This window comes from Nostoc sp. MS1, assembly GCF_019976755.1.
Taxonomy (GTDB): Bacteria; Cyanobacteriota; Cyanobacteriia; order Cyanobacteriales; family Nostocaceae; genus Trichormus.
The window spans coordinates 5,016,535-5,040,205 of record NZ_AP023441.1 but is presented as its reverse complement, the minus strand read 5'-3'; the positions used below and the strand labels follow the sequence as shown (position 1 = coordinate 5,040,205).

The following is a 23,671-nucleotide window of genomic DNA, read 5'->3' as shown; positions in this document are numbered from 1 at the left end:
CATGGTGAAAACTATCTATCTTTTGCTTTGTATCTTAGGAACTGTTTTACCTTATTCCCAGTTCCTACCGTTTTTATCAGAACATGGTCTGAATATTCCCCTGTTTATCGAACAGCTATTTGCTAACAGAATATCGAGTTTTTTTGGCTTGGATTTAATTGTTACATCTTTGGTATTTTGGGTATTTGTATTTTGGGAAGGTACACGTTTGAAGATGTCAAACCTCTGGATTTATATAGCTTTAAATCTATCAGTTGGTGTTTCCCTCGGACTACCCTTATTTCTGTTAATACGACAACAACATCTAGAACAACAAACTGAAACAATCAATTCTTAACTCAATTACGTTAGCGGAGCGGGGCGTTAGCCCATTACGAATTAAATCTCATGCTTACCAAAATGTTTAAAAAAACGCCGCTTGCTTGGCGGCAATTAATGAAGGAAAAAACTCGTCTATTAGTAGCAGTGGCAGGTATTACCTTTGCCGATATGCTGATGTTTATTCAAATGGGATTTGAAAGTGCGTTATTTGATGCAGCTATCAAACCTCATCGCAGTTTACAAGCAGATTTAGTGTTGATTAATCCTCAATTTCAAACACTATTTTCTGTGAAAAGCTTTTCTCGTGAACGCATGTATCAGGCGTTAGGTTATGAGGGGGTAGAGTCAGTTAGTCCTGTATATATTGGCACGGGACAATGGCGGAATCCCGAAACTCGTCAGGATAGGGCTATTTTAGTCTGGGGTATTGATCCAGCGAAGTCTGCTTTCGCAATTCCTGAGATTCAACAGAACATTAATCAGATAAAACAGTTAAATCAAGTCCTATTTGATCAAGCAGGCCGCCCAGAATACGGCGCTGTGGGTGATATTTTCAAAAAAACAAACAATTTTCAGACGGAATTGAATAGTATCAGCGTTAATGTCAAAGGAGTATTTAGTAATGGGGCTTCTTTTGCGGCTGATGGTAACGTTATTACCAGCGATTCTACCTTTTTAAGACTCTTTCCAGAACGCAAACCAGACCGTATAGAGGTAGGATTAATCACACTTAAACCAGGGGTAGATGCAGAGAAAGTGCGATCGCAACTAGCCGCCAATCTACCTAATGATGTCAGAGTCTTAACCCCAGAAGGGTTTGCCCAAACAGAAAGAGAATACTGGGCGACAGGCACAGGTATCGGCTTTATTTTTGGCATGGGTGTAGGTGTTGGCTTTATCGTCGGGATTGTAATTGTTTACCAAATTCTCTACTCTGATGTTTCCGACCACTTGCCAGAATATGCCACACTCAAAGCAATGGGTTATACAGACCGCTATTTATTAGTAGCTTTAATTCAAGAAGCCTTATTACTCGCACTCTTTGGTTATTTGCCTGCATATATCTTCTCTTTTGGGTTGTATCAACTGACTTACGCTGCAACCATGTTGCCTATAGCGATGAAGTTAGACAGGGCAATTAATGTATTTATTCTAACCGTAATTATGTGTAGTGTTTCGGGTGCGATCGCTATGCGAAAACTCAGGTCTGCTGATCCTGCGGATGTTTTTTAGTCATTGGTCATTGGTCATTAGTCATTAGTCATTGTTCCCTAAAAACCTATGTTACAAGAATTTATACCTGCGCCTAATACCCAATCATCTGGTTTAGAACCTGTGATTTCTGTTAATAATCTTAATCACTACTTTGGTTCGGGTTCGCTGCGTAAACAAGTTTTATTTGATATTAATTTGCAAATTAACGCGGGTGAGATTGTGATTATGACAGGGCCTTCTGGCTCAGGAAAAACTACTTTATTAACCTTGATGGGTGGCTTGCGTTCTGCTCAAGAAGGGAGTTTGAAAATTTTGGGAGAAGAAATTTGTGGAGCCAGGAAGCAGAAGTTAACTAAATTACGCCGTCAGATTGGTTATATATTTCAGGCGCATAATTTGATGACTTTTCTCACAGCTAAGGAAAATGTGCGGATGTCGCTTGAGTTGCATGATGAGTATTTCAATCAAGACATCAATGCTAAAGCGATCGCTATGTTAGAAACTGTTGGTTTAGGAGAAAGAGTTAATTACTATCCCGAAAATCTGTCTGGAGGACAAAAACAACGGGTGGCGATCGCTCGCGCCCTCGTCAGTCATCCTAAAATTGTATTAGCAGATGAACCTACAGCCGCCTTAGACAAGAAATCAGGACGCGATGTGGTGGAATTGATGCAGAAGTTGGCTAAAGAACAAGGTTGTACAATATTGCTCGTTACCCACGACAACCGGATTCTAGATATTGCTGATCGAATTATATATATGGAAGATGGTCAGCTAAAGGGTGATGATGTAGACATTGCAGCTAGGATGCACTAAAAATAATTACGAATTACAAATTATTTCGTTTCCATCCAATTTTCACCTGCACGCACATCGACTACTAACGGGACAGTTAAGCTAACAGCACCTTCCATTACTGACTTAATTTGTGGTTGTAATTCTTCCCATTCTTGCGGAGGAACTTCAAAAACTAATTCATCGTGAACTTGTAATAACAGCCGCGCCTGATATTTCTTCAAAACTTCCTGAATCTGCACCATCGCAATTTTGATGATATCAGCACTAGAACCTTGAATTGGAGCGTTAGCAGCCGCTCGCAGTAACCCCGCATCGTAAGCGCCGAGGTTTTTTAACTTGCTTAAATCAATATCCTCTGGTTTGTTGCCTTTAAATTTGCGTAAACTGTTGCTGGTAAAGTCAAAATACCGCCGCCTACCGATTATAGTTTCTACATAACCTTGAGCGATCGCTTGTTTTTTCATGCTTTCCAAATAAGCAAATACTTTGGCATAGCGTTCGTTAAATCGCTTAATAAACTCGTTGGCAACATTTTTATCTATTCCCGTTGAACGAGAGAACCTCAAAGAACCCATTCCATAAATCACACCGAAATTAATAGTTTTTGCTATTCTCCGCTCATCTGGGGTGATATCTTCTTTTTCAAAAACTAATTTGGCGGTGACTGTGTGAATATCTTCATTTTGTTGATATGCTTGCACTAATATTGGCTCTTGACTCAAATGAGCTAAAATTCTTAACTCAATTTGCGAGTAATCAGCCGCTACCATTAACCAACCTGATTCGGGTAAAAATGCTTTACGAATTTGCCGACTAAAGGCTGTACGAATGGGGATATTTTGTAAGTTTGGATTAGAAGAAGATAATCTACCAGTTGATGTGGCTGTTTGGTTAAAATCTGTATGTACTCGGTGAGTATCTGGGCGTACCAATGCAGGTAAAGCATCTACATAAGTAGACTTTAGTTTAGATAAGGTACGATATTCAATGATGACATTGACGAAACCAGTATCATCAATTTCTTGGAGTTTTTCTAAAGTTGCTGCATCTGTGGAGTAACCAGTCTGAATTTTGCGTGAATGTTTAGTAGATAACCCTAACTTTTCAAATAATATATAACTTAATTTTTTCGGAGAACCTAAATTAAAGCTTTCTCCAGCTAATGTGGTTGCTTGTTCCTGTAGTTTAGCTAAATCTATCTCTAATTTTTGGGAAAGTTCTTTGAGATAATCTGAATCAATTCGGACACCAGTGTATTCTACAGCCGCTAAAACTTCTTCTAAGGGTTGTTCTACTTCTGTCAGTAATTTATATAATGCCGGAGTTTTTGCTAATTCCTCACGCAATTTTCCTACAAGTTGGAATGTGGCGTAAACTTGTAGACAACAATAATCTGCTACAGCAGAGATATCTATATCACCGATAGTTTTACCTTTAGGCACTAAATCGACATAGTTTTGAATTATTATCCCCAAATAACGCAGAGTTAAGTCACTTAAATTATGGCTAGTATCTGGATTTAAAACATAACTAGCCAACATGGGATCAAAGACAACTCCGGTTAAGTTAATTCCTTGAACGAGGAAGACTAAGCGGTCAAATTTAGCATTTTGGAAAGTCTTAGGATAGTCAGCACTTTCTAAAATTGGGCGCAGTGCAGCCAGGACAATATCTTTATCTAAATTATTTCCTTTTGCATGACTTACAGGAATATAAGCGTTAGCGTCTGGTTCTGTTCCCCAGCAGCAACCAATACCGACTAAAGCTGCATCTCTTGGTTCTAAGTCACTAGTTTCTGTGTCCCAAGCAACAGGATTTTCTGGGTTAGTAAATTGTTTTAATATCTCTACTAACTCTGCAAGTTTAGCTTCATTATCAATAATTCGTGGTTGAATTAGTGCATCAGTTTTTTGGGTAAAGGTTGCGGTATCTTCAGCACTGAAAAACCACAAATCATTGTCATCTTCATCAGTATTAAATGGCTGTGTTACTTCTGGAGTTGGTGCTTCCTCTACTTTGCCACCAAAGCGTAATTTTAGGTCGTTAATTTGCGATAAAAAACGATTAAATTCTAACTTTTCTAAGATGGGAATGAGGATGTTTTCATCAAACCCAACTAATTTACAATCTTCTAAATTAACTTCTAATGGTACTTCTGTAACTATCTTTGCCAAGTATTGCGACTTCTTAGCATCTTCTTCACCTTCTGCTAATTTCTTCTGAGTCGCACCTTTGATTTCATTTAAAGCTTGATAAATTTCTTCAAGTGAACCATAGGTATTAAGTAGCTGTACGGCGGTTTTTTCCCCAATACCTTTAACACCGGGAATATTATCTGATTTATCCCCACACAAGGCTTTATAATCAACGATTTGGGTAGGTAAAACACCTAATTTTTCTTTAACTTGTTCTGTACTTATTTCACTAATACTATTAGTAGAGCGTTTTAGCGCATCCGGGCTAAAATTTAAGACAGTGATTTCCTTTTGGGGATCGATGAGTTGAAATAAATCGCGATCGCCTGTCAAAATTTTCACCTTATACCCCTCGGCGGTAGCTTTTTGCGCCAAAGTTCCCAGCACATCATCTGCTTCATAACCTGGGGCTGTGTAAATTGGCAGGTTAAAGCCTTCCAGCAACTCATGAAGATTTTTTAAATCTGGGACAAAATCCTCTGGTGTTCCGGGGCGATCAGCTTTATAGGTATCGTCAGCTTCGTGGCGAAAAGTAGGCAAACCTAAATCAAATGCGATCGCCATTGCTTGCGGCTGTTGTGTCGCCATGACTTCCAACAAACATTTGATAAAGCCGAAGCATACACTGGTAGGAATACCCGTTTTAGTACGCAAGCCACCATCCCGTCCCTTAGCAAAAGCAAAGTATGAACGGAAGGCGAGGGAATGTCCATCTACGAGGATGAACGTAGGGCGTGTGGTAGTGATAGAAGTTTCAGACATCCTATTATTGTAGCTAGAAGCGGGGATGAGGAAGTGGGGAGAGATGAGGGAGTAGGGGGAGTAGGGGAGGAAAGGAGAATAAATTAATGACTATTGACTGTTGACTAATGACTAATGACTATTAGCTATGATTGTCAAGATTCGACTGTGGTAGATAATATATGTTGATTTGGCGTAAGTGTAACGTTATTGTTCCCGTTAGTTTAACCATTGCCTTATTACTTGGTGGTTGTTTTGACGATAAGACTACTCAATGTCAGCGATTGATTCAGGTGGTGAATGCTGGCAATTCTCTGATTGAAGAAAATAAAGGACAGCAAGTTACTACTAGCTTGCAACTATCCAAAGATTTAGAGGCGATTACTATTTCTTTAAAGGAACTTAATTTAAGCGACCCCAATCTCAAAGATATCCAAAGCCGATATATCAAGGTTTTCCAAAATCTTAGTCAAGCGATCGCTAAGGCGAGTAAAGCACTAAGTACAGCTAAAACACTAGAAGCATCATCAACAGGTAGAGAAAAATTCCGCCAAGCTAGAACTGAGATTGATACTGTTCTGACCAATGCAGCTAAAACTACTGGCAAAGAATCAGATAAGTTGGTTGTGGAGCTTAACAAGTACTGCAATCAGCCTTAATAATATTTATGTATTATTCATCAATTGACCTGAATTTTACTTAAGCATTTTGTGATTTATTTTACAACTTTTGCTTTTTTTACGAGTGATTAATTTGCTCTTAAAGATTTTCTAGTTATACTGGAGTTTGTTGATACTAATTTCTTAGTTACCAACCAACAAGTATTAGCTATATTATCAAAATAATCGATGAGTTAATTCAATCATTAAAGTATGCCAAAAGTCTGCTTTTTTCAATAACAAGATTGTTAATAATAAATTGCGCATTAATATTAATTATAAGTTTTGAGAGCAAACAGGTATGCAAGAAGAACTATTAGCCAAAGTGTTGCAAGTCTTAAGCATAAATATGAGATGGATGACTTGGAACTTATTTCTGGCTTTTATACCATTAGTTTTAAGTGTTTGGTTGTTTCGCACTAGACGCGGAGGCTCATGGTTATGGTGGCTAGGGTTCTTAGCTTTTTATGCTTTTTTACCAAATGCGCCTTATTTATTAACAGATGTAATTCACTTGATATATGATATTCGCACAATCCAATCTGTGTGGATGATAACTTTAGTATTAATTCCAGTTTATTTAATAGTAATTTTGGCTGGATTTGAAGCTTATGTCATCTCTTTAATTAATTTAGGATATTATTTACACCGAATTAATAAAAGTCAATGGATTGTAAGAGTTGAGTTAATTACTCATGCTCTTTGTGCCATTGGCATTTATTGGGGTAGATTTCTCCGTTTTAATAGTTGGGATTTTATTACTCAGCCAGATGCTTTACTTACTAGAGGTGTAGAAGAACTTGTAGGAAAACAGCCTCTAATAATTATTACCATTAGCTTGATTATTCTAGAAATTTTATACTTACTTATGAAACGAGTCTCACTAGGTTTCGTGGCACAACGCAAAAGTAAAGTAGTAAAAAATTAGTTTGCTGTTGACTGTTGACCAAATTTACTCAATGGGTGAATCATGAGCGATAGTGACAGTAGACATAAAATCACCTTGCTTACCACTTTTGAGAGCATCGAAAGTACCTTTAATTGTGCCAGCAATGGGAACTGCAACTAGGGTTCCTAATAAACCTGCGATTTCATAACCCATCAAAATGGCCACAAAAATCCAAATAGGATTAAGTCCAATAAAATTACCTAGTAACTTAGGAGTTATAAGATTATCTTTAATTTGCTGCATTATAATTGCGGCTATAGCGACTTGAACTGCTAACCACCAATCTTGTAAAAGTACTAGCACTGTTACTGTGCCAATGCCTAAACTTGCCCCGATGAAAGGAATAAGTTGAGAAATACCAATGAGTATGGCAAATAACAGAGCAAAAGGCACTTTAAGAACTAGAAATATAGGCGTAAGAGCAAGAATCATGAACAGCCCTAGTAATAGCTGGCTGAGGAAAAAGTTCTGAAAATTTAGTTGTAAAGATGTAGAGAAGGAATCTCTAATTTGTGATGGTAATAGGTTGATTAAACCATGCCAGACGCGATCGCCGTATATAAGCATATAAAATGCCAATACCACCACTAACACAAAGTTGAGTAATCCAGAAAGCAGCGTTCCCGCCAATCCTACTGCCCCAGAAGCTAATTGCTGTACTAAACTTTGGATACTAGCGTTAATTTGATTGCTCACCACCCGCAAATCAAGAGGCAAACGTCGCTGCTTCGCTAATTTTTCAATTAGCTCTAGATTAGCTTGACTCGCACTTAACCAATCAGGAATTTTATTTAAAAGTTGAATAGTTTGGTCAATAAGCAATGGGACTAAAGTAACACCCAAAATGCTAAATATAGTTAAAGTAATCAGTAGAACAATAATAACAGCCTGAGTACGAGTTATTCGGGCGCGTTCAAAGAACTTTACCGGATAATTCAGCAAAAAAGCCAAAATTGCCGCCATACTCAGAATCGTAATTGGGTTTTGAAAATAGCGAAAGAGTACGGACAGTAGCCAGACATTTAGAGCGACAATAGGGCCGCTCAGACCATAAATCAGTAAACGTTGCAGGGATGATGAACGGCGCATCTGATGTCACTGAAAACAGGGAGTGGGGAGTGGAAGATAGGGAAAAAGAATGTTGACTATGGACTGTTGACTATTGACTATGGACTAATAACTAATGACCAACAAGGAAATAAATGACAATGGACAAAACCATAGCCGACCTTCGCAGAGACTACACCTTAGAAGGTTTGAGTGAAACCGAGGTTGAACCCAATCCTTTTATACAATTTAAAAAATGGTTTGAGCAGGCATTGGCAGCACAACTTCCAGAACCTAATGCAATGACTATTGCCACAACCACACCAGACGGTAAGCCATCGGCAAGGATGGTACTGTTAAAAGACTTTGATGAACGGGGTTTTGTCTTTTTCACTAACTATAACAGCCGTAAAGGTCAAGAACTCGCAGAAAACCCGCAAGCAGCCCTGGTATTCTGGTGGGCAGAACTAGAACGCCAAGTCAGAATTTTAGGCAGAGTGGAGAAGGTTTCAGAAAGCGAATCAGATTACTATTTTGAAAGCCGTCCTGCTAAAAGCCGCTTAGGTGCATGGGCATCTAATCAAAGTGAAATTATTGCCAGCCGGGAGATTTTAGAACAACGGATGCAGGAATTGCAAGATAAATACCAAAATCAAGAGATTCCTAGACCTCAGCATTGGGGAGGGCTGCGAGTGATACCCACAGAAATTGAGTTTTGGCAAGGACGCTCTAGCCGCCTACACGATCGCCTGCTTTATACTCATGTGGATGGTAGCTGGGAAATTCAGCGACTATCACCTTAGTAGAGAGATGAGGGAGATGTAGCTTGCTTCTCTTACGTTCTCTACGAGACGCTTGCGCGAACGCGGTAGCGTGTCGGAGACAGACGCTACGCGAACCCGTAAGGGTGGGAGATGAGGGGGATAAGGGAGATTAATGATTTTTTGATGACTACACTTGCTAATCCCACTTCCCCATCTCCCCCTACTTCCCCATCTTCCCCATCTCCTCCTACTCTGTTACTGGTGATTTAGTAGCAAATTGAAGTTGGGGATCAGGCATAAATCTATATCTGAGATAAATTCCACCCAAGACGAATAAAGTGATTAACAAAGCACCAATGCCTAAAGGACTTGGTAGCCAGAAAACAACTTCTATATGGTTGAGTTCGCCGGGTTGTAGTTGCCAAACGAGTCGTCCACCTTTCTTTTCAGGTTGGGGCGCAGTTTCTACTCTTTGAATGTTTTGCGCTCCCCAAGGAGTTTTCAACCCAAACTCTAAATCGAGAATAGCACCAGCATCGGCTAAAACATTACCTTTGCTAGCAATTAAAGAGAGCGATCGCAAGTCTAAATCAAAGATTAACTCATTTCTTTCTACTAACAGAAAATTATTCTGTACTACGAGTAAGTTAGATTCAACTTTGGGTAACTCTGAGTTTTCTGCCGCGCTAGTTTCTGTTGCTTGCTGCCTACCAGAATTGAAAAACTCATTAAACTTTGTTTGTAATTCTCTCCCATTACTAAAGGGAATTGTAACAACAACTTCTTGCCGAGAAATTCTTTTAGCTGTCCCTTCCAGTTTACGAGCGCGTCGCTCTATACTATTTAACCATTCGTAGACATAATCACCGCTAAAGCTGGTAAGCTGTTCACCTAATTTGATATGCTGGACTAACTGTCCACTATTAGAGTTATTAAAATTAACTCCTACATCATACTCAACACAACCGGACAATAATAGTGATACCGCCACCATTAATAAAAGTATAGGTTTTCTAATTTTGTTTTTATCAGTTAAGTTTGATAAAACAAAATTAAAGTTCTGAATTAATTTCTTCAAAAATTTACCATAATTCATTAATATATTTCTCCTCAATTTCATTAGTCAGTTGTCAGTTGTTTTCTCTCCTCTGCCCCTCTGCCCCTCTGCTCCCCTGCCTCTTAAAAACCCAACCAAACCAAATATGAAATAGTTAATCCAATTACAATTAAAGCCAACCCAATAAAGCGATTATCTTTAGTATTGACTTGGGACAGATCAACAAATTCTGGTTCAGCAGGTGGTTTGCGTTCACTAGGTTTAAGTGGCTTGGCTGTGATCCGAATTTTGGACTCATTATCAGACAATGCACCTAAGTCGGGTATTTCCGTCATCCAATTACTAGGTCGTTTTAGCCTTGGTGCTTGTAGGATATAAAGCAAACGACGAGCTTGCTGGCTAGTTTCTGAGTGGGGATGACGACGTAATTGTTGACAAAGTGCGATCGCATCTTCTGTACGTCCGGCTGCTTCATAGGCTGTCACTAACCAAAGTTCCACCTCACCACCAAGGCGGGTGTTACGCGCCAATAAAGCCCTAGCTTTTTCCAAATTTTCTACAGCTTCTCGATATTGTCCATTTTCAAAAGCAGCCTTACCTGCTTGATATCGAGTTCTAGCCAGTTCTAAACTTTCTGTAGTCACTTTTTACTCACTAATCAGCATTGTTTTGGAAATGGAGAATGGGGAGTAGGGAGTGGGGAGTGGGGGAATAATTTTTATTTATCTTATTTGCTTTGTGTACCTCATTTCCCTCATCTCCTTCATTTCCCTTATAACTTAACTATACTGAGAACCGAGAATCATTGTTCCAATCCCAACATCAGTAAAGATTTCTAGTAACAAAGCGTGGGGAAGGCGACCATCAATTATGTGTGCAGCTTTTACTCCTTGAGCAAGCGATCGCACACAACATGTTACTTTGGGGATCATGCCACCGCTAACGATACCGCTAGATATTAATTCCCTAGCTTCCCGAATATCTACCTTGGGAATTAGGGTGTTAGGGTCTTTATAATCTTTTAAAATACCTCTGGTATCCGTTAATAAAATTAATTTTTCTGCACCCAAGGCAGCAGCGATTTCACCCGCTACAGTATCGGCGTTAATATTGTAAGCTTGTCCCGAATCATCGGCCGCAACGCTAGAGACAACGGGAATATAGCCGTTACTCGCCAAGGTTTCCAAAATTTTGATATTAACGTTACTTACTTCCCCAACGAAGCCGATACCCTCTTGACCTTGAGGACGAGCAGTAATTAAGTTACCATCCTTACCACAAAGACCAACGGCTAAACCGCCAGCTTGGTTAATTAAAGAAACAATTTCTTTATTAACTCGACCCACTAACACCATCTCTACTACATCCATTGTGGGCGCATCAGTAACTCGCAGACCATTTTTAAATTGCGGTTCGATGCCTAACTTATCCAACCAACTGTTAATTTCTGGGCCGCCGCCGTGTACTAAAATTGGTCGCAACCCAACGCAAGACAAAAACACAATATCGCGGATCACTTGGTCTTTGAGCTTGCTATCTTTCATTGCTGCACCACCATATTTAACAACAACGGTGCGCCCAGCAAATTGTTGAATATAAGGTAGTGCTTCGCTTAGTACCTGTACACGAGTAGCTTCAGCTTGCCTGATATACTCAATATCGTTGACCATCATCGAGAAGCCGTGGAAATTTATTAATATTTATCCAGTCAGTGTAAAAGACTTTGCTACGAGTCACAATCTCTTATTACATATCTTGTTAGTTGTCATTAGTCATTAGTCATTAGTCATTAGTCATTAGTCAACAGTCAACAGCCATTAGTTATTTTCCTCTGTCTGTTGCTTTTTCAACACGCTAGGAATTGCCTGTATGACTTTATCAGCAATTTGTGCTGGTGTTTCTTCGGCGGTGACTGGAATACGCAAGTCTGCTTGGGAGTAGAGAGGTGTTCGCGCCTCAAGGAGCGATCGCAATTTTCCTTGGGGATCAGGGTCTTGCAACAATGGTCTTGTGGTATCCTCTGCTAAACGTGCGTATAGTAAATCAACTGGCACATCTAACCACACAATTAAACCGTGGTGCAGATAACTCCAGTTTTCTCGCCGTAAGACAATACCGCCACCTGTGGCTACAGTTAACTTAGTATGGGCGCAAACCTGAGCCAGCACATCACTTTCTATCTGGCGAAATCCCTCTTCCCCTTCTGCGGCAAATATTTCACTGATGGATTTTTTGGCAGCTTGGGTAATAATATCATCCGTATCTACAAACATATAACCCAATTGCTTGGCGAGTATATGTCCTACTGTAGTCTTACCAGCACCCATCATGCCGATTAAGTAGAGATTAACTCCCTGCAATAAACTACTCACTCTGGTTTAATTCTCCGTTGTGCAACGACTGGCTTTTTTATAGTTGTTGAGATGCGCTATCAAAATGGTATTTGCTTACTGCGCACTCAATTTAAAATTCTCCTCTATTAAGCGCTCAATCGTACACTCTCTCAAGTCCGTAGTTAAGACAAACTTTGATACTTACCTTTCAATTAAAAAATAAAGTGCCGGGCGAAAAATAGTTTATTAATTGAAAAATATATTTTTTACTGTATCTGTGATGACAATTTCTGAATTAAAACAGGAAGTACAATTTAGTCGAGTTAATATCTACTTTAGGGTAGGTGCAGAAAATAACAATTATCAAATACACTAATTTTGCTGTTATTGTGTCTTGTCAGTTACTTTAGCTTCAAAGTTAGTTTTCCTTGATTTGAAGCTAAATTAATGTATATTTTGTTAGGTTTTAACTATTTGTAGGCGCTATTAACTCATCTGTCTGCTGAGAATGGATTGTTGCTATTACAGGTTTTTGTGTATTGAATGTAACTTAGACAATCTATTAACTATCTTTCCATTCAGTTCATACAAAGTTTAGACAAATTTATCACCGATTTAATCACTTTTTTTAATTGACTTCGTAGTAATGTGTTGTGTATGGTTGAGTTCAAAAGAAATTTATTAAAACTTCTTTGAAACTTTAATCAACAAATTCCAGTCACTATAAATAAGACTGACTCTATATTTCTCAAGGCGCTTTTGTTTGAAGATGATCCGGTGTTTTATTCAACACACAACCAAGATTTTAGATTTAGCAGTAATTGGCTTTAATAAACCAGTATTGCAAATTTAGGTGTAAAAAAACACTAGATAGCTTTAACAAAATTAACGGTTGAAGCATAACAATTACTGCATATCCTACAGTCGTTAGCCCAATTTAATTAATGTGGTGTGTAATGAGGCATCAACCATGACTCGAATCCGTGATGTTGTGCAACAAGCTTTAGCTACAGGCTATCTTACAGTTGAGGCAGAAAATAAACTACGCTATCTACTAACTACTCACTATGATTTAGAAGATTTAAATGCGTTCATGAGTTTGCAAGAAGCTGCTATGAGCGGTAAGGTCAAGCAGGAGTCTCGTGAACGGTGTGGAGTGAAGTGAACAGTGAACAGTTGACAGTGGAAACAAGCTGACAACTGAAAACTTTATTCATCATCATCATCAAAGCCCCAATCATCATCATCATCAGTTGTATCTTTAGTGGGTGGCTGATATGGGGGAATGATGACTCGGTAATCAGCATCGTATACTGATTCGGTTTTCCCGGCTGCGGTGTTTTTTGGTTCTCTGTAACTGTAAGAATATGTAGAACCAGACTGAGTACCGCTCTTAGGATTTTGTGGACGTTCGTAAGTGGAAGAATTTGAAAATGAGTCGGACTGAGATTTACTTGTGGTTGCTTCCTGTGGCTTCTCTTCAATATCCCAGTCATCATCTGCACTATTAGTTTCCCAATCATCAATCTCATCACTAGCAGCGTAGTTAGTTTTACTTGCTGGTTCTTTACTTGATGGGGGTGGTGTAAATTCTTCTTTGCGGTTAGCTGTACTACGCCTGGAGGTTGTAGTTGATTTGGGCGGTTTTTGGCGTGGTTGTCCACCAAAGTAACTAGATAATCTAAATAAGCTCGTTATTAATAAAGATGTGCCAGCACCAGCAGCAGTGCTAAATAGTATCCAAACTGCCAAGGGTAATGGTTGGCTTCGCATACCTAAAAATACCAGAGGTAATGCTGGCGACAAATTCTGTACTAACAACAGTGTTAGTCCACCTAGTACCGCTACTAATAAAGTTAAGCGAATTACAGCCATAGTATTACGAATTACGCTTCCCTCCTTCCCATCTTCTCAAGGGTACACAATCAATGTCGAGTTGGTCTAAGGTACGGGCGACGACAAAATCAACTAAGTCCTCGATTGTTTGCGGGTTGTGATACCAAGCTGGAATAGCAGGGACTATGCGGACTCCAGTTTCGGCTAAGGTGGTTAAGTTTCGCAGGTGAATTAGGCTGAAGGGGGTTTCTCTAGGAACGATAACTAACTTACGTCCTTCTTTGAGTTGAACGTCAGCCGCCCGTTCTAGTAGATCGGAACTTAAGCCGCCTGCTAGCTTGGCTACTGTACTCATACTACAAGGAATCACAATCATCCCCACGGTGCGAAAGGAACCACTGGCAATATTGGCTCCGACATCGCTCCAAGAATGGCAACGCAGTTTACCAGAATGAGCAACCCCAGCCTGTTCTCGCCAGAATTGCTCTTGTTGAAGTGGTTCTGCTGGCATCCGAATTTCCTGTTCTGCTTGCCAAACCATGTATGTTGATTTAGAGGCGACTAATTCAATTTCATAGTCGGCTGCAAGCAGAAATTTTAAGGCGCGAACGGCGTAAATCAGTCCAGAAGCTCCTGATACGCCGATGATTAGGGGTTTGTTATGTTGTGACACCAGATGCTTAACAAAAGTTAGTCTTCATCATCAGCATAAGGATCTAAATCGTCAGAATCAAGGTCATTGGGTAAATAAATATCGCCCATATCACCATTAACATCACCAAGACCTAAATTTTTGGGTACGCCATCACTACCGACAGTGACTAAATCAATTTGCTGGCGATAGTAATCGACACTCTTAACTTGGACAGAAACGCGATCGCCTAATCTATAAGAAGCGCGATTTTTTCTGCCAAACAGTGCTTGTTGTCTAGCGCGGTACTCATACCAGTCATCTTTGAGAGAACTAACGTGTACCAACCCTTCAACACGCAAAGGCCCGCCAGTACTCGTGGTAACTTCGGCGGCTGGGACTTCAATTTCTACAAAGAAGCCGTAGGACTGTACGCCAGTAATCACGCCTTGAAAGACTTGCCCAATACGCTGTTTCATCAGTTGGGCTTTTTGCAACCCAGCTAAATCGGCTTCGGCTTCTTGAACTTCTTTCTCCCTGTCGTTGATTTGGATGATTACCCTAGTTAAGTCGCTTTGCATTTCCTGCTGCAACTCTGGCGCTAACACGTTCCAGTTAATTTCCGCATGGCTAGAGGAGTGGCGGAGGTTCACCCGTTCCTTGACTCTGGTGTTGCGGCGATCGCGTCCGTGTTCTAGTAGCTGATAGTATACTCTCTGCATCAGCAAATCTGGGTAACGGCGCATCGGCGATGTGAAGTGAGTGTATTGTGGTAGCGCTAACCCAAAGTGAGATGTTTTGGTGGTGCTGTAGGACGCAGGCTTGAGGGTATCTTGTAGAAGATAAGTTAACACCTGTTCTGAGGGAGACTCAGCAAATGCCCTAGTTAACTGTTGATAATCGAGGGGTTCAATTTCTACATCTGGTTCTAGTGCCAGTTCTACCCCTAAATTAATTGCCAGTTTCAGCATTTCTTGGACATCTTCCGAGTCTGGTGTACCTTGAACTCGCCAAATAGCGGGAACACCTAAAGCACTCAGATGGGTGGCGATTAATTCATTGACTAATAACACCAATTCCGTTAGTAGCGATCGCACTGGGGAATCGCTCACCAACACAGCGCCTAAAATGCCTTCGTCGTAGTAGGGGTTTTGATTTGAAGGCAGATTTAACTGCAAACTCCCACGAGTCAGGCGTGAATCTTTAATACCTTGAGCAATGGTAACTAAATTTTGCAGTATTTCTACTACTTGGGTTGGGTCTTTTTTGCCAACTTCACCTTGTAGAATAGCTTGGGCTTGTTGCTTGGTGATGCTGGTGTCTACGTTAATTACACTGGGTTGAATTTCCCATTCCAAAACTTCGCCTGATTGGGAGGAAATGGCAATTAAGAAAGATAGCGCCAAGCGATCGCTTCCCGTTACCAGTGAAGCGCGATCGGCCACCGTATCTGGTAACATTGGCAATACTAAATCTCCCAAATATACCGACCTACCCCGTTTAATAGCTTCTCTATCTAGGGGTTCATCTGGTTGGACATAGTGAGAAACATCGGCAATGTGAAAACCTAATTGCCAATTACCAGAAATTGTTTTTTCTAAACTAAAGGCATGTTCTATGACCTTTGTGTCGCCATTAATACCTGTAATCGTAAAGGTAAAGAGATTACGTAAATCTAGTTTATTTTTGAGGTCTGCCTTGAGTAACCTTTTGGGTAACTTAGCGGCTGCTTCTAAAATTGATTCAGGGAAATTACGAGCTAAGTCATGTTTACAGGTAACTAAATCTATGTCCGCCGCCGCTTCTGCATCACTACCCAGGATTTGGACTACGCGACCTACAGGCGGGTATTGAGCTAAAGGATAACGTAGAACTTCGACATGGGCGAGGTGATCAATTGCTTCTTCCAGTTTCAATTTGTTAGCTTGAATTTTCAGTTCAAACAGCAATCTGTCATCCAAGGGAACAGCGCGAAAACCACCTTCCACTTGCTTAATTCTTGCTAGTAGAGTGTGATTGGAACGTTCTAAAATCAGCTTTACCTCGCCCTCTGGGGAACGGCGACGACTACCTTCTTTGAGAACACGTACCAAAACGCGATCGCCATTCCACGCATTACTCAGATGACTTTCTCGGATGTAAATATCCTCAGCCCCTTCGACATCTTGAATAGCGAAACAAAAGCCCTTACTAGAACAACGTAACTTGGCTTCGATGAGACCTTCCTCGGAAATGCGGCGATATTTCCCGCGTTCTTTCGCCAAAATCCCGATTTTCTCCAATACTTCCAGGGCGATGTGGAGTTTTTCTAAACTGTCTTCATCCTCGCAACCGAGTTTCTTTTCTAAAACTTTGCGAGCTACCAATTTATCATCGGTGAAATTGGCAAGGAGTGTAGCGATTGAAAATTCCATGCAGTGAACCGACCTTTGGTCAAAACATCATGTTTGCTTGAATTTGGTTCTGTGCCGTATACCCTCACGGCTTAAAGATACTAGCTGGAAACGAATTACTCTCAGATTGAGTTCCCGAAATTCTCCCAAAGGAAGCTAACCCAACCTATAAAGTAAGCTGTTTCTTCACAAGACCCTCCGCGTAGGTTATTTCTCCGCAAGAGTACAACGTTGAAGAACTTCTCACTGCACGACAACAGAGTTAGCTAGCATTGGGGTTCCTTCATCTAACAAAACTGAGAGAGTCAACCTGATTGATATTCTGCCCCATCTGGTAAATACGCAACTGGTTCTGAGAGGCTGGTCTAAGATTTACTCTCCACGCTCACCAAAAGCGTTATGTAGGGGAAAATACAGGTGTTTGATTGTCTAGCTTGAAGGTACTTTTACGCCATGATACTCTGAATTTTACTAGGAGAAACTGCTGAATTACCCAATTTGTCCTTATGTAGAATTGGCCACAATTAGGTAGCAGTTGAATAAGCAGTGAGGGCGAACCGTATCTTCATTATTGTAGATTTAGAGCGTACTTCCAGAAAATACTTCTAGATGTTGAATTGGGTAAATAGTATAGCATTAGTTAGTCAAGCCACCTAGAGTTAGGTCGGAAGCAGAAGGCAGCAGGTTGAAATTATTAATTTTGAATTTTGAATTGTTACCAGTGGATGTCAAGTTAAAATAAATCAACAATAGCAACTTTCGCTAAAGTGAGTAACCCCCAATTCTTGAAAATTCGGCAACGGGATTCAAAGTTATTCAGCTAAATTCCGTCTAACTTTTACGAATTATGTTAGCGTTCGCGTAGCGTCTGTCTACGACACGCTCCGAGAACGTAGAGAAGCGGGGCGTAGCCCATTACGAATTGGTATAACAAGTTGCTGGGGTACACAGGTAGCATCAACCCCATTGTTCCGTAGATTTAGATTTGGTGGCAGTATTATGTTGGCTCAATTCCAGAGCTTGTATCCCAACGGCAGTCTAATTTCTGAATTAGTAGAGATTTTTCAAGGAAAATATATCGTTCGGGCAAGCATTCAAATTGAAGGTGTAACTCGTGCAACTGGTATGGCAGCAGCAGAAACGGTGGAAGCTGCCGAAGACCAAGCAAGAATTAGAGCGCTGACCGTTTTGGGGATTACAGATGCACCACAGGCATCAGTATCATCGACTCCTGCTGTTTCTGCTACGGCGATGAGCTACGCTCCACCGGAGGCGATCGCATCTCCAGTACAGATTAATTCTACCCCTAGCGAACCGACTTATACCCCAGTTAAAAATGAAGATTTTGCCAGTAAAAGTTGGTCAATTAACAGCACCCATGACGAAAGCAAAGATGTATTAAATAGTTTGCCAGCAAAATCTGAAGTACCCAAGGCTAGTAAAACCACTACCCCAACCCCTGATTTCAGCCCCAGCTTACCCACCACTACCTACCAAGAACCAGAATTTGAACCACCAATAGAAGACCTACCCTTGTTATCTTCACAACCACCAGAACTACCTAGCATCCCAGAAGTAGCGAGTAGTAATGTCACCCCATTTACCCCCCGTAGTTACACACCACAAGAAAATGTAACCAGCATATCAGGTGGTACAGGGAAGAAAAAGAAAAAATCCGAGCCTGTAGATTTATCGGATGTAATTGCGAAAACTGATGTCGAATTGCAGCGCTTAGGTTGGACACCAGAACAAGGGAGAGAATATTTAATTAAAACCTACGGTAAACGCGGACGTACTTTATTAACAGAAGACGAATTACACAGCTTCCTTAAATACCTAGAATCTCAACCAGATCCAATTGCGGGGTTTTAATTAGTCCGTAGTAAGGACTTTAGTCCTAAATGATTCAGCACTAAAGTGCTTACTACAAACCTTAACTACTGCCCAACCATCGCCACTGGACGACTACCAGCAGCATGACGGTCAATCACTTGGTCAATTAAGCCGTATTCTTGGGCTTCATGGGGAGACATGAAGAAATCACGCTCAGTATCTTCCGCGATGCGGTCGAGGGGTTGACCAGTGTGTTCGGCTAAATATTCATTTAAACGTCGCTTGTGGTAGAGAATTTCTCGCGCCTGAATTTCAATATCAGTTGCTTGACCTTGTGCGCCGCCTAAAGGTTGGTGAATCATAATTCGCGAATGGGGTAAACTCATCCGCTTACCTTTAGTACCAGCACTGAGAAGAAAAGCACCCATACTTGCTGCTAATCCTGTACAGATAGTACAAACATCAGGGCGAATCTGTTTCATAGTATTAAAAATCCCCATACCGGCAGTCACAGAACCACCTGGAGAATTTATATACAAATAAATGTCTTTCTCTGGGTCTTCAGCATCTAAAAACAGTAGTTGAGCCACAATCAAGTTAGCCAAATTGCTATCAACTTGTTGACCCAAAAAGATAATCCGCTCACGTAACAGCCGTGAGTAAATATCAAAGGCGCGTTCGCCTCGACCCGATTGTTCAATGACGATAGGAATAGTCATGCAGCGTGCTTGTACCTAATTTACGATTATTTTATCAACAGGCGACTGGGTATTGGGGATTTGCAATAGGGCGGAAATCCTAACCTGGGTGTGTCAGTTATCAGTGAACAGTTATCAGTGGACAGTAGAAACAATCTGACAACTGATAACTGATAACTGTCAACTGATTAAGCCTACCTACTTTGGCAGATGTTCATAACTCATCAGGCACTTTTGATAGTGGGATGCGTCTAGAGAAATGAAGTGCTTGGCGATCGCCCAAACATCCTACCTCTGGTTTAAGCTTCAACATTTCTTTAGATTTTTTATAAACCAGAATACTGGATATTTCCGTGAAATCCGGTAAACCAATATAACGGGGTGTAGTTAAACTAAGCAATTTCACTGGCAATGCTATCAACTGAGGGAGACCTGCCATGCTAGAAAAACTTGTGCAAGCCGCCATCATTACTTTCTTGCTCCACCTGATAGCAGGAATGAATCCCAATACTAAAATCCAATCAAGAGTGGTTACACCCGCACCAGAACAAACACCAGCATCACTCGTTAGTTTTTTGCGTTCACTACAATAGAGAGTTGACAGTTGACAGTTGACAGGAGTGAATAATTTTTCCCCCACTCCCAACTCCCAACTCCCCACTCCCCGCTCTCCTATTTCAAGCTAGACTGGGCAAAGAAGGCACTACCACAATCTGCATTATGACTAATCGTCTTGCCCAGACTAAGAGTCTTTATCTTCGCAAACACGCCGAAAATCCTATTGATTGGTGGCCTTGGTGTGATGAAGCTTTGGCTACTGCTAAAGCACAGGATAAACCAATTTTTTTGTCGATTGGTTATTCCAGTTGTCACTGGTGTACGGTGATGGAAGGTGAGGCTTTTTCTGATCAAGCGATCGCTGAGTATATGAATGCTAATTTCTTACCTATTAAAGTAGATAGGGAAGAAAGACCAGACATCGATAGTATTTATATGCAGGCGTTGCAGATGATGAGTGGGCAAGGTGGCTGGCCTTTGAATGCCTTTGTGTCACCTGAAGATTTAGTGCCATTTTACGCTGGTACTTACTTTCCTTTAGAACCTAAATATAATCGTCCAGGGTTTTTGCAACTTCTGCAAGCACTACGCAATTACTACGATACAGAAAAAGATGATTTACGGGAACGCAAGGCTGTAATTGTTGAGTCACTGCTTACTTCTGCGGTGTTGAAAGGGGATGCTAACCAAGAAACTCAAGAAAGTGAATTATTACAAAAAGGTTGGGAAACTAACACAGGTGTAATTACTCCCAACCAATTCGGTAATAGTTTTCCGATGATCCCCTATGCTGAATTGGCATTGCGGGGGACTAGATTTAATTTTGCATCTAGGTATGATGGCAAACAAGTTACTACGCAACGGGGTTTAGATTTGGCGTTGGGGGGAATTTATGACCATGTGGCGGGAGGTTTTCACCGCTACACTGTTGATCCCACTTGGACAGTTCCCCACTTTGAGAAGATGCTTTATGACAATGGGCAAATTGTCGAGTATTTAGCTAATTTATGGAGTGCGGGTGTACAAGAGCCAGCATTCAAAAGGGCTGTGGCTGGGACTATTGCTTGGTTGCAACGAGAAATGACTGCGCCAGAGGGTTATTTTTACGCGGCTCAAGATGCTGATAGTTTTACGACTGCTGAAGAACATGAACCAGAGGAAGGCGCTTTTTACGTCTGGAGTTACGCCGAATTAGAACAACTTTTAACGCCAGCAGAGTTAACAGAATTACAACAACAGTTTACAGTTAGTCCCAAGGGTAACTTTGAAGGTAAGAATGTACTGCAACGCCGACAACCTGGGGAATTAAGCGCAACGGTAGAAGCTGCATTAGGAAAGTTGTTTGTAGCTCGTTATGGTAGTACGGCTGATGCACTAGCAACTTTTCCACCAGCAAGGGATAACCAAGAGGCGAAATCTGTTAACTGGCCAGGACGTATCCCATCGGTGACAGATACAAAGATGATAGTGGCTTGGAATAGTTTGATGATTTCCGGCTTGGCGAGAGCGGCGGCGGTGTTCCAAGAGTCTTTGTATTTGGATATTGCAGCGAAAGCAGCGAATTTTATTTTAGAGCATCAGTTTATTGATGGGCGTTTCCAGCGACTCAACTATCAAGGCGAAGCGACGGTGTTAGCTCAGTCGGAAGATTATGCTTTGTTTATTAAAGCACTGTTAGATTTACACGCGGCGCAACCTGAAAATAAATATTGGTTAGAGAAAGCGATCGCACTTCAACAACAATTCGATGAGTTCCTGTGGAGTGTGGAACTTGGTGGTTACTTTAATACAGCTAGTGATGCTAGTCAAGACTTAATTGTGCGGGAACGTAGCTATGCAGATAATGCTACACCATCAGCTAACGGTGTGGCGATCGCAAATCTTGTCCGTCTCTGTCTCCTCACCGATGATTTACATTATCTCGATTTAGCTGAGGCTGGGTTGAAAGCTTTCAAAAGTATCATGTCTAGTGCGCCGCAAGCTTGTCCGAGTTTGTTCACGGCTTTAGATTGGTATCGTAACTCTACTTTAATTCGTAGTACAACTGAGCAGATTAATTCTCTGGTTCCTCAATATTTACCCACTGTTGCATTTTCTGTTGTGGCTAATTTACCTGACAATAGTGTGGGGTTAGTTTGCCAAGGTTTGAAGTGTTTACCATCGGCTGCTACTGTGGAACAGTTATTACAGCAAGTGCAGCAGAGTCAGAATAGAGCCTAAATGATTATGAATAAACCGCCTGTATTGGGAAATATCACCCCTATTATTCCGGCTGGTGGGGATATAGAAAAATCAATTACTTTTTACAAGGAACAGTTAGGTTTTACCACTTTATATAAAGAAGGTAATCCGGTTAGGATGGCAATTATCCAACGTGACTCGGCACAAATTATTTTACAAAAAAATGATGACCGACACTTGGCACAACAGACAACTTTCCGCATCCAAGTCGATGGTATTGAACAACTTTATGCGGAGTTTCAAGCCAAGGGTGGGCAAATGATTCATCCAAATGGTCACTTAGAAACAAAACCTTGGAGTATGAAAGAGTTTGTAATTCTCGATGTTGCTGGTGTATGTATTACATTTTATGAGCCAGTGAACATTTGAAATGTGTATATTGTTTCTGATTAAACACTGATAATTAGCGCTATTTTAATCGTTTGGTTACGAAACTAAGTTGTATGGTAGCGATCGCATATCGTTTCGTTACGAACCTGATTTTTTTATAAGTAAAAAAATGCGTTTCATTACCAAGCTCATTTTTCTAATAATTAATACTAATAACTTATAACGAAACTGAATGGTGAAGTGGCGATCGCAAATCGTTTCACTGTATCAATTTGAAAAAAGAATGCGATAGATACCTGGGTAGGAACGTACATCTGTACGTTTCTACTTTTCGCTTTACTAAATCTGGTACAGAATAATCGTAACTTGACGTAGAGCGGATTGGCTTTTTTGATCAGCTAACTTTCTTATTCAGTTCTCACAAATTTCTCAATTCTGCAAAATAGACTCAACAGTTGTCTTAAGTTGAGGTAAATTTTGTTCAATCACGCCCCAAACTCGATTTAAGTTTACCTTTAAATAATCATGAATTAGTATATCTCTAAAACCAGCTACTTGTTGCCAAGGTACATCAGGATAAGCTGCTCTAATTTCTGGAGATAACCGCTTGGTTGCTTCCCCTATAATCTCAAAATTTCTGATTACTGCATCTTGAATTATCGTGGTTTGCAAAAATGCTTGTTTGCCATCCTGGGTATAAGATTCAATGCGCTCGATACATTCTAAGATGTTACTCAAGTAAAGACGATCATCTCTCATAACATCACAGCTTCGCGCAATACTTTATCTCTAATTAAATCATGTAGAGTTTCTGGTTCAGTTACATCTACTTTGCGTCCGAGTAATTGTTCTAGTGATTGTATCAAAGCAATTTGGTCTAAAAGCGTTCGTTGTGGTTCCAGTTCTACCAAAAAATCTATATCACTGTCTAGCCTGGCCTGTCCTCTAGCCACAGAACCAAACACCCGGACATTATACGCTCCGTACTTAGTTGTTATTCTCAAGATTTCTTCTTTGAATGGTAATAGTAATTCTTCAATACCCATCTATTGATCCTAAATAGGTGAATAAT

24 protein-coding genes are annotated in these 23,671 nt (G+C 40.6%); 11 read left to right on the top strand and 13 right to left on the bottom strand.

Annotated features, from left to right (window positions below; genetic code table 11):
• Position 1: 1 nt before the first annotated feature.
• The 3 genes from NSMS1_RS21835 to NSMS1_RS21825 are packed head-to-tail and all read left to right on the top strand — an operon-like array spanning position 2 to position 2,352.
• Positions 2–337, top strand: a complete 336-nt coding sequence (locus NSMS1_RS21835; RefSeq protein WP_224086833.1) for a DUF2834 domain-containing protein — start codon at positions 2–4, stop codon at positions 335–337.
• 50 nt (positions 338–387) lie between these two features.
• Positions 388–1,554, top strand: a complete 1,167-nt coding sequence (gene devC / locus NSMS1_RS21830) for an ABC transporter permease DevC (RefSeq protein WP_224086832.1) — start codon at positions 388–390, stop codon at positions 1,552–1,554.
• A 48-nt stretch (positions 1,555–1,602) separates the two neighbouring features.
• On the top strand, positions 1,603–2,352 hold the full coding sequence (locus NSMS1_RS21825; RefSeq protein ID WP_224086831.1) for a DevA family ABC transporter ATP-binding protein: 750 nt from the start codon (positions 1,603–1,605) through the stop codon (positions 2,350–2,352).
• A gap of 20 nt (positions 2,353–2,372) precedes the next feature.
• Here the strand turns inward: NSMS1_RS21825 and polA are convergent, their stop codons facing one another.
• On the bottom strand, positions 2,373–5,291 hold the full coding sequence (gene polA / locus NSMS1_RS21820) for a DNA polymerase I (RefSeq protein WP_224086830.1): 2,919 nt from the start codon (positions 5,289–5,291) through the stop codon (positions 2,373–2,375).
• A gap of 161 nt (positions 5,292–5,452) precedes the next feature.
• Between polA and NSMS1_RS21815 the strand changes: the two genes are divergently transcribed.
• Together NSMS1_RS21815 and NSMS1_RS21810 are read left to right on the top strand one after the other, a co-directional pair.
• A complete protein-coding gene (locus NSMS1_RS21815; RefSeq protein ID WP_224086829.1) occupies positions 5,453–5,929 on the top strand; it encodes a hypothetical protein in 477 nt (158 codons plus the stop codon).
• A gap of 301 nt (positions 5,930–6,230) precedes the next feature.
• Positions 6,231–6,857 carry a DUF1361 domain-containing protein gene (locus NSMS1_RS21810; RefSeq protein WP_224086828.1) on the top strand — a complete coding sequence of 209 codons (627 nt, stop codon included), beginning with the start codon at positions 6,231–6,233 and terminating at the stop codon, positions 6,855–6,857.
• A 24-nt stretch (positions 6,858–6,881) separates the two neighbouring features.
• Here the strand turns inward: NSMS1_RS21810 and NSMS1_RS21805 are convergent, their stop codons facing one another.
• Entirely contained in the window at positions 6,882–7,967 is a 1,086-nt protein-coding gene (locus tag NSMS1_RS21805; RefSeq protein WP_224086827.1) for an AI-2E family transporter, read from the bottom strand.
• A 119-nt stretch (positions 7,968–8,086) separates the two neighbouring features.
• On the opposite strand from NSMS1_RS21805, the gene pdxH reads away from it, so the two are divergent.
• Complete coding sequence (gene pdxH / locus NSMS1_RS21800; RefSeq protein WP_224086826.1) at positions 8,087–8,728, top strand: pyridoxamine 5'-phosphate oxidase; 642 nt, start codon at positions 8,087–8,089, stop codon at positions 8,726–8,728.
• 208 nt (positions 8,729–8,936) lie between these two features.
• Here the strand turns inward: pdxH and NSMS1_RS21795 are convergent, their stop codons facing one another.
• The 4 genes from NSMS1_RS21795 to NSMS1_RS21780 form a co-directional block, all read right to left on the bottom strand.
• On the bottom strand, positions 8,937–9,785 hold the full coding sequence (locus NSMS1_RS21795) for a DUF3153 domain-containing protein (protein ID WP_224086825.1): 849 nt from the start codon (positions 9,783–9,785) through the stop codon (positions 8,937–8,939).
• Positions 9,786–9,868: 83 nt separating this feature from the next.
• Positions 9,869–10,390 (bottom strand): tetratricopeptide repeat protein, encoded by a 522-nt coding sequence (locus NSMS1_RS21790; RefSeq protein ID WP_224086824.1) that lies wholly within the window; start codon positions 10,388–10,390, stop codon positions 9,869–9,871.
• Positions 10,391–10,525: 135 nt separating this feature from the next.
• Positions 10,526–11,419, bottom strand: a complete 894-nt coding sequence (gene argB / locus NSMS1_RS21785; protein ID WP_224086823.1) for an acetylglutamate kinase — start codon at positions 11,417–11,419, stop codon at positions 10,526–10,528.
• A 144-nt stretch (positions 11,420–11,563) separates the two neighbouring features.
• Positions 11,564–12,118: a shikimate kinase gene (locus NSMS1_RS21780; protein ID WP_224086822.1), complete on the bottom strand. Its 555-nt coding sequence runs from the start codon at positions 12,116–12,118 to the stop codon at positions 11,564–11,566.
• A 931-nt stretch (positions 12,119–13,049) separates the two neighbouring features.
• On the opposite strand from NSMS1_RS21780, the gene NSMS1_RS21775 reads away from it, so the two are divergent.
• Positions 13,050–13,244, top strand: coding sequence for a hypothetical protein (locus NSMS1_RS21775; RefSeq protein ID WP_067772396.1), 195 nt, complete (start codon positions 13,050–13,052; stop codon positions 13,242–13,244).
• 44 nt (positions 13,245–13,288) lie between these two features.
• On the opposite strand, the gene NSMS1_RS21770 is transcribed toward NSMS1_RS21775, so the two are convergent.
• Genes NSMS1_RS21770 through NSMS1_RS21760 form a run of 3 tightly spaced genes read right to left on the bottom strand, consistent with a single transcriptional unit; the run spans position 13,289 to position 16,960 of the window.
• Positions 13,289–13,954 (bottom strand): LapA family protein, encoded by a 666-nt coding sequence (locus NSMS1_RS21770; protein ID WP_224086821.1) that lies wholly within the window; start codon positions 13,952–13,954, stop codon positions 13,289–13,291.
• 4 nt (positions 13,955–13,958) lie between these two features.
• Complete coding sequence (locus NSMS1_RS21765) at positions 13,959–14,588, bottom strand: flavin prenyltransferase UbiX (RefSeq protein ID WP_224086820.1); 630 nt, start codon at positions 14,586–14,588, stop codon at positions 13,959–13,961.
• 17 nt (positions 14,589–14,605) lie between these two features.
• Positions 14,606–16,960, bottom strand: a complete 2,355-nt coding sequence (locus tag NSMS1_RS21760) for a ribonuclease R family protein (RefSeq protein ID WP_224086819.1) — start codon at positions 16,958–16,960, stop codon at positions 14,606–14,608.
• Positions 16,961–17,938: 978 nt separating this feature from the next.
• On the opposite strand from NSMS1_RS21760, the gene NSMS1_RS21755 reads away from it, so the two are divergent.
• A complete protein-coding gene (locus tag NSMS1_RS21755) occupies positions 17,939–18,811 on the top strand; it encodes a hypothetical protein (RefSeq protein ID WP_224086818.1) in 873 nt (290 codons plus the stop codon).
• A 65-nt stretch (positions 18,812–18,876) separates the two neighbouring features.
• Here the strand turns inward: NSMS1_RS21755 and clpP are convergent, their stop codons facing one another.
• Positions 18,877–19,491, bottom strand: coding sequence for an ATP-dependent Clp endopeptidase proteolytic subunit ClpP (clpP, locus tag NSMS1_RS21750; RefSeq protein ID WP_067772383.1), 615 nt, complete (start codon positions 19,489–19,491; stop codon positions 18,877–18,879).
• 193 nt (positions 19,492–19,684) lie between these two features.
• Positions 19,685–19,909 carry a hypothetical protein gene (locus tag NSMS1_RS21745; protein ID WP_224086817.1) on the bottom strand — a complete coding sequence of 75 codons (225 nt, stop codon included), beginning with the start codon at positions 19,907–19,909 and terminating at the stop codon, positions 19,685–19,687.
• Here NSMS1_RS21745 and NSMS1_RS21740 point away from each other — a divergent pair.
• The 3 genes from NSMS1_RS21740 to NSMS1_RS21730 all read left to right on the top strand — a co-directional run bounded on the left by NSMS1_RS21740 (position 19,908) and on the right by NSMS1_RS21730 (position 22,638).
• On the top strand, positions 19,908–20,063 hold the full coding sequence (locus NSMS1_RS21740) for a hypothetical protein (protein WP_224086816.1): 156 nt from the start codon (positions 19,908–19,910) through the stop codon (positions 20,061–20,063). The two genes, NSMS1_RS21745 and NSMS1_RS21740, sit on opposite strands and share 2 nt — an antisense overlap.
• A gap of 127 nt (positions 20,064–20,190) precedes the next feature.
• Positions 20,191–22,248, top strand: a complete 2,058-nt coding sequence (locus tag NSMS1_RS21735) for a thioredoxin domain-containing protein (RefSeq protein WP_224086815.1) — start codon at positions 20,191–20,193, stop codon at positions 22,246–22,248.
• Between the two features lie 6 nt (positions 22,249–22,254).
• Positions 22,255–22,638, top strand: coding sequence for a VOC family protein (locus tag NSMS1_RS21730; protein ID WP_224086814.1), 384 nt, complete (start codon positions 22,255–22,257; stop codon positions 22,636–22,638).
• A gap of 390 nt (positions 22,639–23,028) precedes the next feature.
• On the opposite strand, the gene NSMS1_RS21725 is transcribed toward NSMS1_RS21730, so the two are convergent.
• Entirely contained in the window at positions 23,029–23,358 is a 330-nt protein-coding gene (locus NSMS1_RS21725) for a DUF86 domain-containing protein (RefSeq protein WP_224086813.1), read from the bottom strand.
• Positions 23,355–23,645, bottom strand: a complete 291-nt coding sequence (locus NSMS1_RS21720) for a nucleotidyltransferase family protein (RefSeq protein WP_224086812.1) — start codon at positions 23,643–23,645, stop codon at positions 23,355–23,357. The genes NSMS1_RS21725 and NSMS1_RS21720 overlap by 4 nt, the downstream gene beginning before the upstream one ends.
• Positions 23,646–23,671 lie beyond the last annotated feature (26 nt).